We start from the raw sequence: 12,211 nt of genomic DNA, 5'->3' as shown, positions 1-12,211 counted from the left end.
CGCACAGGTCCTGGGCGGCGGATCAAGCCGGCGAAGCAACTGATCCATCCCGAAATTAAGTTCCTATTAACCATGACTAGAGCAATCATACCAACGCAGTACCTCTCTCCGAGACACTTCGCGCCGATGCCTCGCTTCTTCATCGATCTTCACGACGGCTCGCAGCCGATCCGCGACGATGTCGGCTTCGAGCTGCCGGATCTGCCGGCCGCCCGCGCCAAGGTCACCCGGATCATGTCGGCGATCGCCCGCGACATGCTGCCGGATGTCGAGCGCCAGGATTACGTCGCCTGCGTGCGCGACGGCGTCGGCAAGATCGTCTACCGGGCGCGGCTGTCCCTGGCCGCTGAGGCGGTGGAGTGAGGCTTGCCGCCGCAAGGCCGGGGAACTTGACCGGAGCGTGCCACCCGCCATCTCGGGGGACATGAAACGGCGCAGCCTGCTCACGGTCGCGAGTGCGGCCACGGTCATGACGCTCGGCGGCGTCGGCTATGCCGCCCATCGGCGCGGCCGAAATCCCTATTATCGCGGGCCCACCTCGGACCATTTCGACGGGCTGCGCTTCTTCCTGCCGGACCAAGCGACCGACAAATCGCTGCCCGACGTGCTCCGCTGGCAGGCCAAGCGCGCGCGGGAGCCATGGCCTAAGAGCTTCCCGAGCCCGTTCCCGGCGGATCGCCCGCCCGAGCGCGTCGGGGGGCTGCGGGTCGTGCTGATCGGCCACGCGAGCTACCTCGTACAGGTCGCAGGCCGCAACATCCTGATCGATCCGGTCTTTGCCAAGCGCGCGAGCCCGGTCCGCATCGCGGGGCCGAAACGCGTCAACCCGCCGGGCATCGCCTTTGCCGACCTGCCGCCGATCGATGCGGTGCTGATTACCCACAACCATTACGACCATCTCGACGGGCCGGCCGTCGCGCGGATCTGGCAGGCGCATCAGCCGCTGATCGTGGCGCCGCTCGGCAACGACGCGATCCTGCGCGGCTACGACGACACGATGCATGTCGAGACCCGCGACTGGGGCGAGTCCGTCGATCTCGGCGACGGGCTGCAGGTTCACCTCACACCGGCCAACCATTGGTCGGCCCGGGGCGTCCGGGACCGGCGGATGGCCCTGTGGTGCGCCTTCGTGATCACCTCGCCCCGGGGCGTGCACTACCACGTCGGCGATACCGGCTTCGGCGACGGATCGCTGTTCCGGGACATCCGCGCCCAATTCGGGCCGCCCCGGCTGGCGACCCTGCCGATCGGCGCCTACGAGCCGCGCTGGTTCATGCGCGCGCAGCATGTCGACCCCGCTGAAGCCGTGCAGGCCTTCCGCCTGCTCGGCGCCGAGCAGGGACTCGGGCATCATTGGGGCACGTTCCAGCTCACCGACGAGGGGATCGAGCGCCCCGTCGAGGCGCTGAATGCGGCGCTGGGGGCTTCCGGTCTTGCGCCGGAGCGGTTCCTCGCCCTCAGGCCCGGGCAGATCTGGCAGGCCTGAGGGCGGACCGTCCAACTGCCGTCCGATTGGGCATGATGCGTGCATGATACTGTATGCAGCATGGGGTCGTGGCGCTGAGAACGCCGTCGCGCCTGGCGAGCGGGCGCCGCTCCATGCGGCGCATCCGCTTCCAGCCGAGAGACACGATGGACCTGATCAAGCCGACACGCCGCTCGCTGATGGTGGGAGGGGCGGCACTGGCCGCCTTCGGAGCCCCGGGCCGGGCCGGCGCGCAGGGCGGGACGCCCGGTAGCCTGACCTACGGCATCTCGATGACCGACCTGCCGCTCACCACCGGTCAGCCGGACCGGGGCGCCGGTGGCTACCAGTTCACTGGCCTGACCCTTTACGACCCGCTGGTCGCCTGGGAACTCGACGTGGCCGACCGGCCCGGCAAGATGATCCCCGGCCTCGCAACCTCCTGGGAGGCCAACGCCGCCGATCCGAAGGTCTGGACCTTCCACCTGCGGGAGGGCGTGACCTTCCACGACGGCTCGGCCTTCGACGCCGACGCGGTGATCTGGAATTTCGACAAGGTGCTCAACAAGGAGGCGCCGCATTTCGACCAGCGGCAGGCCGCCCAGGTGCGCCCACGCCTGCCCGGCGTCGCGAGCTACAAGAAGCTCGACGCCAAGACCGTCCAGGTGACCACCAAGTCGCCCGACAGCCTGTTCCCCTACCAGATGCTCTGGTTCCTGATCTCCTCGCCCGCGCAATACGAGAAAGTCGGTCGCGACTGGGCGAAATTCGCCTTCGAGCCCTCGGGCACCGGGCCGTTCCGCATGGGCCAGCTGGTCCCGCGGGTGCGCCTCGAACTCCTGCCCAACGTCGGATACTGGAACCCCAAGCGGGTGCCGAAGCTCGCCAAGCTCACGCTCACCTGCGTGCCCGAGGATCTCGCCCGGGTGAATGCGCTGCTCTCCGGCACGGTCGACCTGATCGAGGCGCCCGCGCCCGATGCCGTTCCGCGCCTGAAGGCCGCCGGCATGCGCGTCGTCGGCAACGACACGCCGCATGTCTGGAACTACCACCTGTCGATGCTGGAAGGCTCGCCCTGGCGGGACCTGCGCCTGCGCAAGGCGGCCAACCTGGCGATCGACCGGGCCGGCGTCGTCGAGCTGATGGGCGGCTTGGCGCAGCCGGCCGTGGGACAGGTCCAGCAGTCGAGCCCCTGGTTCGGCAAGCCGACCTTCCAGATCAAGACCGACGTCGAGGCAGCCCGCAAGCTGGTCGAGGAAGCGGGCTTCTCGGTAAAGAACCCGGTCAAGGCCACGGTCCTGATCCCGACCGGCGGCACCGGGCAGATGCTGTCGCTGCCGATCAACGAGTACGTGCAGCAGAGCTGGGCCGAGATCGGCATCCAGGTCGAGTTCAAGACGGTCGAACTGGAGGTCGCCTACACGGCTTGGCGCCAGGGCGCGGCCGACCCGAGCCTCAAGGGGATCAGCGCCGGCAACATCGCCTACGTCACCTCGGACCCGTTCTACGCGATCCTGCGCTTCTATGATTCGAAGCAGATCGCCCCGAACGGGGTGAACTGGAGCCATTATCGCAATCCGGAGGTCGATGCCCTTTGCGACAAGGTGAAGGCCAGCCTGGACACCGATGAACAGAACAGGCTGCTGGCGCGCATCCACGAGATCGTCGTCGACGATGCCGTCCAGGTCTGGGTGGTACACGATACCAACCCGCACGCCCTGTCGCCGCGGGTGAAGAGTTATGTGCAGGCCCAGCACTGGTTCCAGGATCTCGCGACACTGGCCTGAGCGCACCGGATAGCCCGGGCAAGGCCGGCAGGATTGGAATGTCCGGGGCACGATCCCCGCGAGCACGTGGTGCGACGTCAACGCACCAAGGCGTGTTCCAGGACGACCCTGCCTGTCGGCGCCGTCCTGGCCGCCTCCCGCGCGAGCGTCGTTCCCGCAACGGCGCAGCGCAACGATCTCGGGCCGGATGGCGCCAGCGTGGACCTGCGCTCCCGCGGCCAGCGGGGGCGGGATTTCCGGCGCGAGCAAGATCGGCGCGAGGAAGATCGGCGCGACGGGGCCTACGACGATGACCGGCCAATCGTCCGCCGCGGTTGCGGCGATTGTTTCGGACCGCCGACAGCCGAGTGAGGATTGTTCAAGACAGGAGGGGTCGGCATCCGCCGGCCCCTTTTCACATGGACGATGCTGTCAGGGTCTCCCGAAGATCCACAGCCTGCTGATTTCGCACTTGCAGCAAAGCGAATCGCCGCCTAGGAAGAATTTGCATCACAATTCGGGAGAGTTTGGCAATGACCCTTCGTGTTCTCAGTGGCTTCGCCGCGGTGGCCCTCGCCGTGTCCAGCCTGTCGGTTCCCGCTGCGCTGGCCAAGCCCGTGAGCGGTGCGAGCGCCGTCAAGATGATCGATACCGACAGTGACGGTACGGTGGACATGAAGGAAGTCGAGGCCGTCGCCTCCGCCACCTTCGACCGTCTGGAGAAGGATTCCGACGGCACGCTCGATGCCCGTGAGCTGAAGGGTCGTCTCAGCAAGGTCGGCGTGAAGCAGGCCGATCCGGACAGCGACGGCACCCTCGACAAGAAGGAGTACCTCGCGGCGGTCGCCGAGCGCTTCAAGATGGCTGATCCGGACGGCGACGGCACCCTGGACGCCAAGGAGCTGAACTCCAAGGCCGGCAAGGCCCTGCTCGCCCTGATCAAGTAAGCACGCTGGCACACGGCGCGACGTCCGAAGCCCCCGTGGACCTCGCCACGGGGGCTTTCTCGTTCGGACGCGCCGCTGCCTTAAGGTCTCAGGCCCGGCCCAGCGAGACCAGAGCCCAGCCGCGCTCGTGCAAATAATACAGCGCCGTCTTGGTCAGGGTCTCGGTCGAAGCGATCGAGCCGGCGATGAGGACGTTGCCGGTGAACAGGTACGACAACATCAGCGTGTCGAGGCTGCCGACGACGCGCCAGCTCACCGCCTTGGCGATCGAACGAAGACGGGTTTCCCCATACTGTCCGGTTGGGTCCCGCCGAGCCGATCGATCCTTCGCCGGCACATCATCGCCCATCATCTGTCCCCCCGCATCTGCGCGTTGAGCAAACGCGCGACGGCCCGACCTGTTTTGGGGCTGGGGGTGAGGATATTCGAGGACCGCGAATGGCCACGGCGCGATCCCATCCGGGCGGTCGCTCGATCGTGTTGCGGCAGTCAACATGGGTGAATGCGTCTCCCTGTAAATCGCCCGAAAACCAACCTGTGAGGCAGGAGGGAACGAGCGATGCACGAGCCTTCGATTCGACAACCCGCGGGTTGCCCGCCCGAGTTCTGGGAGACGGTCGCCGGGACGGTGACCGCCAAGGTCGAACCGGTCATTGGCCGGGGCGAGAAGCAGCGCAGCCCGGTGATCGACTACCTGCGCGATCTGGAGGCCCTGGCGCGACGTCAGTGCAGCAGCCGCGACACGGTCCAGATCATCGCTTCGGGGCGGCGGCTCCTCGGCGACCGAAGCGAGATTGGCCCTTCGGACGGCCCGTTCGCACAAACCTGAATGCGGCCGCCGGCCGATCTGAAACCGGCTATCTAGGAACTGGTCTCATCCGGGAGTGGATCAGAAAGATCGCTGCCGCGACCGCCCAGGCCGCGCAGGTCGGCGCCACCCATTGCTGGAGGTTCGGCAGGGACCAGCCGTACAGGAACTCGGCGCCGAGATGCGCCTGGACGGCATCCCAGCCGGCATGCTTGATGTCGTGCTCGCGCTGCCCGGCCTCCCGGCCGTAATAGTAGGTCGAGACCAGAAGCGCGGCGGTCCCCTCTGGCCGCGGGGTGCGCAGCAGGATCAGGGCGGCTGCCATGCCGGTGGTCTCGAGGATCGCCGTCAGGGCATGACTGGTCGCCGGGTTCGCGACCATGAAGGCGACGAGCGTGCCGAACATGGCCGGCGCTTACACCAGGGCGGCCGGCCCGTCACCCATGACGCGATGCGATGCGGCGCCGAGCCGCCGCGATCGGGCGAGCGGAGCTGTGAGCCACGATGCAGGACCGGTACAACCTCGATCGCTTCGTCGCCGCGCAGACGGGCGTCTTCCACTGCGCCCTGGCGGAACTGGAGGCGGGCGAGAAGCGCAGCCACTGGATGTGGTTCATCTTCCCGCAGATCGCCGGCCTCGGCTCCAGCCCGATGGCGCAGCGTTACGCGATCGGCTCCCTTGAGGAAGCGCAGGCCTATCTCGGGCATCCGACCCTTGGAGAGCGTTTGCGAACCTGCACGGCGGCGGTGAACCGGGTGTCGGGCCGCTCGGCGCACGCGATCTTCGGTTCTCCCGACGACATGAAATTCCGCTCCAGCATGACCCTGTTTGGGGCCGCCGCGCCCGACGAACCTCTCTTCGCCGCGGCGCTGACACGGTATTTCAACGGCGAACCGGACTCGAAGACTCTGGCCAAGCTCGGGAAGGGCTGAGCCCTCAGCGACCCCAGAGGCCCACGCGCTCGGCGCGCGCCTGCTCCTCGGCGCCGAGCAGATCGGGCGGGGCATCCTCCGAGGCGCGGGCCCCACCCGCCGCCAGGATCAGCCCGGCGAGATCGTCGCCCTCGATCTGGCAGCGAGCGGTGGCGCCGTCGGAGAGGCCGGTGCAGACCACCTCCCGCCGACGCAGATAGCTCGCGAGCTGGCGGGCGAGATGGCCGCGCTCGCCCTCGACGCCGAGCAGATGCACGACCCGCCCGCGCAGGTTGAGGGTCCCGGTGTCGATCACCTCCGGGACGCCGCGCATCTCGCCGGCCGCCACCGGGGTCGCCGCCGGCGCCGGAGCGGGAACCGCCGCCCGGGCCGGCTCTGCCCGCTCGGCCGAGGGGCGCGGCCGGCCCTTGGCCAGTTTCTCTGCCGCCCGCTGGACGAAGTCGTGGAAGATGCCGGCGGGCATCTCGCCGCCGAACATCCGGTTCATCGGAGAGTCGTCATCGTTCCCGACCCAGATCCCGACCACGAGATCCGGCGTCATGCCGACGAACCACGCATCGCGGAAGTCCTGGCTCGTGCCGGTCTTGCCGCCGATGATCTGGCCCGGCACCCGCGCCGCCCGCCCGGTCCCCGATTCGACCACAGCCTGAAGCGAGTCGAGCATCATGGTGCGCGGCTCCTGGGCGAGGCCCGCCGTGGGAGCGGGGTCGGTCTGGACGTAAAGCGGCTGCGGTGCCGAGCCGCGGATCGCCTGGATGCCGTAGGCCTGGAGCGGGGTGCGGCCGGAGAGGACGGAGCCGTAGGCCCGGGTCATCTCCAGCAGGCTCACGGCGCCGGAGCCCAGCACGAGGCTCGGGACATTCGGCAGATCGGACTGGATGCCGAGCTTGCGTGCGGTGGCGATCACCGCCGGGATGCCGACCTCCTGGCCGAGCTGCGCCGCCACCGTGTTGATCGAGAGCGCGAAGGCGGTCCGCAGCGGCACCGATCCGCGATAGCGGCCGTCGTCGTTCTCGGGTTCCCAGTCGCCGATCTTCACCGGCCGGTCGACCATGAGGGAATCCGGTGTGTAGCCCTGCTCGTAGGCAGTCAGATAGACCAGCAGCTTGAACAGGGAGCCCGGCTGGCGCTTGGCCTGGACGGCCCGGTTGAACTGGCTGTCCTCGTAGTCCCGCCCGCCCACCATGGCGAGGATCGCGCCCTCCTTCGAGAGCACAACCATGGCAGCCTGTCCGACCTTGCGGCGGCGCCCATCCTTGTCCAGGCGCCGGGCCACGACGCCCTCGGCGAGGCTCTGAAGATCGAGGTTCAGGGTGGACCGGACGGTGAGATCGCCGTCCTTGCCCGCCAGCCGCTTCACGTCGCCCGCGATCATGTCGAGGAAGTAATTGGTGCCCGGCGGTGCCTCCGGGGGCGTCTTCAAGGTGACGCTCTGCCGGCGGGCCGCGTCGGCCTCGGCCTGCGTGATCGCGCCGGTCTGGACCATGGCCTGGAGCACCACGTCGGCCCGCTCCTTGGCGCCACCGAGATTGCGGGTGGGCGCGAGCTGCGAGGGCGCGCGCACCAGCCCGGCCAGCATGGCGGATTCGGGCAGGTTCAGCGCCCTGGCGGGCTTGCCGAAATAGCGCCGCGCCGCTGCATCGGCCCCATAGGCGCCGGCGCCGAAATAAGCGGTGTCGAGATAGCCGAGCAGGATCTCGTCCTTGCTCATGGTCGATTCGATCCGCAGCGCCAGGATCGCCTCTTGGACCTTGCGCCAGAGCGTCTTCTCCTGGTTCAGCGAGGTCAGGCGCGCATATTGCTGCGTGATCGTCGATCCGCCCTCGCGCACGCCGCCGCCCAGGGCATTGCGGTACGCTGCCCGGACAAGCCCGCGCAGGTCGATGCCCCAGTGGCTGTAGAAGCGTCGGTCCTCGATCGCCACGATCGCCTGGGCGAGGTGCGGCGGCAGGTCGGCGGCGGTGAGCTTCTGGCCGCGGAAGCTGCCCCGGGTGGCGAAAACGCGTCCGTCATCGGCCTCTACCGTGATCGCCCGCTGGCCGCTCTCGACCACCGCCCCGCCGAGCGGCGGCAGGGTGACGAGGGCGGCGAGCAGGAAGATGCCCAGTGCCAGAATCGGGAGCAGGATCGCCGCCCCGGCGACCAGCAGGATCGGCCGGCGGCCCGAGCGCGCGGCGAACGGCGATGCGGCGCGGGCTCGCGAAGGCACCGCCACTGGATCCGGCGAAGCGGGCGGGGTGCGGCTCCGGCGCGCGAACCGGTCCCGCGACCGCGCCGCCGCAGCGCGCGCGCCGCCGGCGATGCCCAGGCCGCCCGCGGCGATCAGGGACCACAGGCTGCGGATCAGGTCGCCAGCGGCGCGCCGGGCCTCCTGGGCCGCCGCGCGCGGATCCGGTGCAGCGGCAGCCCGCCCGACCTCGTGAACTGATGGCCTGTCGGCCGGGGCGCTCTCCGGCGCGTCGGGCGTCATCGTGCGGGGTTCCAGAGCCGATCCGAGTGGCCGCTGACTAGTCTAGGCGTTATCGCCGGTCCTGTCCTTCCGTCTCCACGACGCAGTCCGAGCTTCGGGCCGCGTTATCGGCTGGATGAGGGCAGAGACTGTCCGGCGGCATGCCGGCTGCGCAGCTGGAACGCGAGGATCAGAAGCAGCACGCCGAAGGCGAGGGTGTAGCCGCCGATCCACCATGTCAGCACCAGGGCCGACATGCCCGGATTGATGATCAGCGCGATCCCGAACAGGATCGAGACGAGACCGCCCAGCACCAGCCACCAGCGCCCGTAATGCAGGTGCAGGCGGAATGCCGCCGCGATCATCAACCCCCCGGTCACCATGGCCCAGGCCGCGAGCAGGAGCACGAAGGCCCACACGGCAGCGCCGGGCACCAACACGGCGGCGACCGCCACGACGATGTCGACGATGCCCTCAAGGAGCAGGAAGCCCCAGCGCTCGTGGTGCTGCGCCGCGCGGATCGCACCGAGGATCGCGAAGATGCCGTCGGTCAACATGTAGGCGGCAAAAAACAGCACGAGGGAGAGGACGAACGCGCCCGGGGCGACGAAGGCGAGGACGCCGAACAGGATGGCGATGAGGCCGCGCAGGGCGACGAGCCACCAATTGCGGGCGAGCGCCGCACTCATGGCGTCGAGCCGGGCGACGCCGACGAGCGGGACGCCGCTGGGGGAGCTTCCTGTCGGGCCGCGCCGCGGGGCAGAACTGCTGGTCATGGCAAGCCTCCGAGAACGTGATGCCGTGAACGGCAGAGGTTTCGGGCCCAGAACGCCGCACTGCGGCAACCGTTCCTGAGCGTCATCGCTCCGTCATGGAACCTTGGGGCCACGGCCGGCTTTTGCACGGCGAGGCGGGCGATGTGCAGCGCCCGGTCGCCGTCAGGTGACCGGCCCATCGGGCGACGACTTCCCATGCTTGACGATCAGCGGCAGGCCCCAGAGGCCGAGGCGCGCGCGCGGCCGGCCGAGGGCCGGACCGGAACCGGCGGCCGCGATGCCCCGGACCGCGATGTCCTGGATCTCGGCCCGTCTGAGACGGCGCGCAAGCCCGGCTCGGAGGATGAGGACCCGTCTGCCCAGGCTGATGGGGACGGCGACGCCGCGCAGGACGGCGGCGACGATGCCAACGGCGAACAGCGCCGGCCCAACATCCTGCGGCGGCACCCCTGGGCTTTCCTGCTCGGCGGCCTCGCGGTTATCGCCCTCGGCGTCGGAATCTTCTTCTACTGGCTGCTGTACATGCACCCATACGAGAATACCGACGACGCCTTCGTCGATGCCCGCAGCATCGCGATCCAGCCCAAGGTCGGCGGCTATCTCGTCGACGTTCCTGTCACCGACAACCAGCATGTCGAGGCCGGCCAGATCCTGTTCCAGATCTACCAGCGCGACTACGTCATCGCGCTGGATCAGGCGAAGGCGCAGGTCGAGGCTGATCAGGCCGCGATCAAGAACAGCGATGCCCAGATCCAGGCCCAGAACGCCAATATCGACGTGTCGAAGGCGCAGGTCGCGACCGCCGAGGCGGCGTTGAAGTTCGCCCAGGAGGATGCGGCCCGCTACAAGGACCTCGCGGAGCGCGGATCGGGCTCGATCCAGCAATCGCAATCGGCGACCTCCACGCTCCAGCAGCGGCAGGCCGCGGTTCAGAGTGCCAATGCCAGCGTGGTCGCGGCGCAGAAGCAGATCGGCTCACTGGAGGCCCAGAAAGCCTCGACCCAGGCGCAGCTCGCCCGCGACAGGGCTCAGGTCGAGCAGGCTGAGCTCAATCTCGGCTACACCACGGTCCGCTCGGTCCAGTCCGGCCGCGTCGTGCGGCTCACCGGCGGCATCGGCCAGCTCGCCCAGGCGGGTCAGAGCGTGGCGATGTTCGTGCCCGACGACATCTGGGTCACCGCGAACTTCAAGGAGACCCAGATCAACGATATGCGCCCGGGCCAGCCGGTGGCCATCGAGATCGACGCCTATCCGGGCCGCAAGATCCACGGCACCGTGGCCTCGGTCCAGCCGGGTTCCGGCACCGCGTTCAGCCTGCTGCCAGCCCAGAACGCCACCGGCAACTACGTGAAGGTGACGCAGCGCATCCCGGTGAAGATCATCGTCAAGGATTGGCCGAAGGACGTCGCGATCGGCCCGGGCATGTCGATCGTTCCGACCGTTACGGTACGGTGAGCGCCGTGGCCGGGACATCCTCCACCGGCAAGGCGCCGGGCGGGCACAATCCGTGGCTGATCGCGGGCGTGGTGGCGCTCGCGACCTTCATGGAGGTGCTGGACACCACCATCGCCAACGTGGCGCTCCGCTACATCTCGGGCGGGCTCGCGGTCGGCCCCGACGAAGCGGCCTGGGTGGTGACCAGCTACCTCGTGGCCAACGCGATCACCCTCACGGCCTCAAGCTTCCTGGCCAAGCGCTACGGCCGCAAGGCCTTCTTCATGTGGTCGGTGGGGCTGTTCACGATCTCGTCGATCCTGTGCGGTTTCGCCTGGAGCCTGGAATCACTCCTGTTCTTCCGCGTCCTTCAGGGGCTCGGCGGCGGCGGCATGGCGCCGCTGGCGCAGTCGATCCTGGCGGATTCCTTCCCGCCCGAGAAGCGTGGCCAGGCCTTCGCGCTCTACGGCGTTGCCATCGTGGTCGCGCCGGTGATCGGCCCGACGCTCGGCGGCTGGCTGTCCGACAACGCCTCTTGGCACTGGTGCTTCCTGATCAACGGCCCCGTCGGCGTCCTCGCCCTCGGGTTGATGTACTGGCTGATCGAGGACAGCGCGGCGGCCAAGAAGGAGCGGCGCGCCCTGGTGCGCAAGGGTATCCGCTTCGACATCGTCGGCTTCCTGCTGGTCGCCGTCTTCCTCGGCTCGCTGGAGGTGATCCTGGACGAGGGCCAGCGAAAGGACTGGTTCGGGACCTCGACGCTGATGAACGTCTCCGGCGTGCTGATGGTGGTCTCGTTCATCGCCATGATCCCGTGGCTCCTGAACACGAAAAATCCGGCGGTCGATCTGCGCCTCATCGGCAACCGCCAGTTCGGATCCTGCTTCGTGGTGATGATGTTCACCGGCGCGATCCTGATCTCGACCACGCAGTTCATCCCGCAGATCACGCAGGAATATTACGGCTACACCGCCACCCTGTCGGGCCTCGTGCTCGGCCCCGGCGGCATCGTCACCGTGGTGATGATGTTCCTCACCGGGCGCGTCTCCGCCTACATCCAGCCGAAATGGCTGATCGCCACCGGCATGATGATCGTGGCGCTCGGGATGTACGACCTGACGCGGCTCAGCGGAACCACGACCTTCGCGTTCTTCGCCTGGTCGCGCGTCTATATCGGGCTGGGCCTGCCGATGGTGTTCCTGTCGATCACCTCGGCCTCCTACGAGGGCATCCGCAAGGATCAGACCGATCAGGCCTCGGCGCTGATCAACGTGGCCCGCAACGTCGGCGGCTCGATGGGCGTCTCGCTGGCCCAGAACATCCTGGCCTATCGCAGCCAGTTCCATCAGAGCCGGCTGGTCGAGAACATCAACCCGACCGAGCCCGCCTATCAGGAAACGATGCGGCAGGCGACGCAGTACTTCTCCGAGCACGGCTATGTCGGCATCGAGGCGCAGAACCAAGCAACCGCCTGGATCGGCAGCGTGCTGAGCACGCAGGTTGCCTACTGGGCCTATATCGATGTGTTCTGGGTGCTCGGGCTGGTAGCCGCCTGCGCGGTACCCATCGCGTTGAGCTTGAAAACCATCAAACTCGGCGGCGGGGCGCCGGCCGGGGGGCATTGAGGCGGTGC

General features: G+C 68.4%; 12 protein-coding genes. 8 read left to right on the top strand and 4 right to left on the bottom strand.

Annotation, left to right across the window (positions count from 1 at the left end):
* Positions 1-126: 126 nt before the first annotated feature.
* The 4 genes from MKK88_RS24495 (at position 127) to MKK88_RS24480 (ending at position 4,178) form a co-directional block, all read left to right on the top strand.
* Complete coding sequence (locus MKK88_RS24495) at positions 127-363, top strand: DUF6894 family protein (RefSeq protein WP_244004393.1); 237 nt, start codon at positions 127-129, stop codon at positions 361-363.
* A 61-nt stretch (positions 364-424) separates the two neighbouring features.
* On the top strand, positions 425-1,486 hold the full coding sequence (locus MKK88_RS24490; protein ID WP_244004390.1) for an MBL fold metallo-hydrolase: 1,062 nt from the start codon (positions 425-427) through the stop codon (positions 1,484-1,486).
* Between the two features lie 146 nt (positions 1,487-1,632).
* Positions 1,633-3,252: an ABC transporter substrate-binding protein gene (locus tag MKK88_RS24485; protein ID WP_244004388.1), complete on the top strand. Its 1,620-nt coding sequence runs from the start codon at positions 1,633-1,635 to the stop codon at positions 3,250-3,252.
* A gap of 512 nt (positions 3,253-3,764) precedes the next feature.
* On the top strand, positions 3,765-4,178 hold the full coding sequence (locus tag MKK88_RS24480) for an EF-hand domain-containing protein (protein WP_244004386.1): 414 nt from the start codon (positions 3,765-3,767) through the stop codon (positions 4,176-4,178).
* An 88-nt stretch (positions 4,179-4,266) separates the two neighbouring features.
* Here the strand turns inward: MKK88_RS24480 and MKK88_RS34140 are convergent, their stop codons facing one another.
* A complete protein-coding gene (locus MKK88_RS34140; RefSeq protein WP_244004384.1) occupies positions 4,267-4,434 on the bottom strand; it encodes a DUF2061 domain-containing protein in 168 nt (55 codons plus the stop codon).
* Between the two features lie 303 nt (positions 4,435-4,737).
* Here MKK88_RS34140 and MKK88_RS24470 point away from each other — a divergent pair, with 303 nt between their 5' ends.
* Positions 4,738-5,007 (top strand): hypothetical protein, encoded by a 270-nt coding sequence (locus MKK88_RS24470; RefSeq protein WP_244004382.1) that lies wholly within the window; start codon positions 4,738-4,740, stop codon positions 5,005-5,007.
* A 28-nt stretch (positions 5,008-5,035) separates the two neighbouring features.
* Here the strand turns inward: MKK88_RS24470 and MKK88_RS24465 are convergent, their stop codons facing one another.
* Positions 5,036-5,392, bottom strand: coding sequence for a hypothetical protein (locus MKK88_RS24465; RefSeq protein ID WP_244004380.1), 357 nt, complete (start codon positions 5,390-5,392; stop codon positions 5,036-5,038).
* Positions 5,393-5,490: 98 nt separating this feature from the next.
* On the opposite strand from MKK88_RS24465, the gene MKK88_RS24460 reads away from it, so the two are divergent.
* Positions 5,491-5,919 (top strand): DUF1810 domain-containing protein, encoded by a 429-nt coding sequence (locus tag MKK88_RS24460; RefSeq protein ID WP_244004378.1) that lies wholly within the window; start codon positions 5,491-5,493, stop codon positions 5,917-5,919.
* A gap of 4 nt (positions 5,920-5,923) precedes the next feature.
* Here MKK88_RS24460 and MKK88_RS24455 read toward each other — a convergent pair whose 3' ends face one another.
* On the bottom strand, positions 5,924-8,389 hold the full coding sequence (locus MKK88_RS24455; protein ID WP_244004376.1) for a PBP1A family penicillin-binding protein: 2,466 nt from the start codon (positions 8,387-8,389) through the stop codon (positions 5,924-5,926).
* A gap of 104 nt (positions 8,390-8,493) precedes the next feature.
* The gene (locus MKK88_RS24450; RefSeq protein WP_244004374.1) at positions 8,494-9,144 is read right to left on the bottom strand and encodes an HdeD family acid-resistance protein; all 651 of its coding nucleotides are present in this window, start codon (positions 9,142-9,144) and stop codon (positions 8,494-8,496) included.
* A 195-nt stretch (positions 9,145-9,339) separates the two neighbouring features.
* Here MKK88_RS24450 and MKK88_RS24445 point away from each other — a divergent pair, with 195 nt between their 5' ends.
* Together MKK88_RS24445 and MKK88_RS24440 are read left to right on the top strand one after the other, a co-directional pair.
* Positions 9,340-10,599 carry an HlyD family secretion protein gene (locus MKK88_RS24445; RefSeq protein WP_244004372.1) on the top strand — a complete coding sequence of 420 codons (1,260 nt, stop codon included), beginning with the start codon at positions 9,340-9,342 and terminating at the stop codon, positions 10,597-10,599.
* Positions 10,596-12,203: a DHA2 family efflux MFS transporter permease subunit gene (locus tag MKK88_RS24440; RefSeq protein WP_244004370.1), complete on the top strand. Its 1,608-nt coding sequence runs from the start codon at positions 10,596-10,598 to the stop codon at positions 12,201-12,203. Before MKK88_RS24445 ends, MKK88_RS24440 begins: the two co-directional genes overlap by 4 nt.
* The last annotated feature ends 8 nt before the right edge of the window (positions 12,204-12,211 follow it).

The sequence above is a fragment of the Methylobacterium sp. E-005 genome, assembly GCF_022829725.1.
In the GTDB taxonomy this organism is placed as follows: Bacteria; Pseudomonadota; Alphaproteobacteria; order Rhizobiales; family Beijerinckiaceae; genus Methylobacterium.
Note: the sequence above shows the minus strand (reverse complement) of the source record. Positions and strands in the feature narration are given on the sequence as shown.

Coding starts and splice junctions, on each gene's coding strand:
- MKK88_RS24465 (WP_244004380.1), bottom strand. CDS start 5,392: ATGTTCGGCACGCTCGTCGCCTTCATGGTCGCGAACCCGGCGACCAGT.
- MKK88_RS24450 (WP_244004374.1), bottom strand. CDS start 9,144: ATGACCAGCAGTTCTGCCCCGCGGCGCGGCCCGACAGGAAGCTCCCCC.
- MKK88_RS24495 (WP_244004393.1), top strand. CDS start 127: ATGCCTCGCTTCTTCATCGATCTTCACGACGGCTCGCAGCCGATCCGC.
- MKK88_RS24455 (WP_244004376.1), bottom strand. CDS start 8,389: ATGACGCCCGACGCGCCGGAGAGCGCCCCGGCCGACAGGCCATCAGTT.
- MKK88_RS24490 (WP_244004390.1), top strand. CDS start 425: ATGAAACGGCGCAGCCTGCTCACGGTCGCGAGTGCGGCCACGGTCATG.
- MKK88_RS24460 (WP_244004378.1), top strand. CDS start 5,491: ATGCAGGACCGGTACAACCTCGATCGCTTCGTCGCCGCGCAGACGGGC.
- MKK88_RS24480 (WP_244004386.1), top strand. CDS start 3,765: ATGACCCTTCGTGTTCTCAGTGGCTTCGCCGCGGTGGCCCTCGCCGTG.
- MKK88_RS24445 (WP_244004372.1), top strand. CDS start 9,340: ATGCTTGACGATCAGCGGCAGGCCCCAGAGGCCGAGGCGCGCGCGCGG.
- MKK88_RS24470 (WP_244004382.1), top strand. CDS start 4,738: ATGCACGAGCCTTCGATTCGACAACCCGCGGGTTGCCCGCCCGAGTTC.
- MKK88_RS24485 (WP_244004388.1), top strand. CDS start 1,633: ATGGACCTGATCAAGCCGACACGCCGCTCGCTGATGGTGGGAGGGGCG.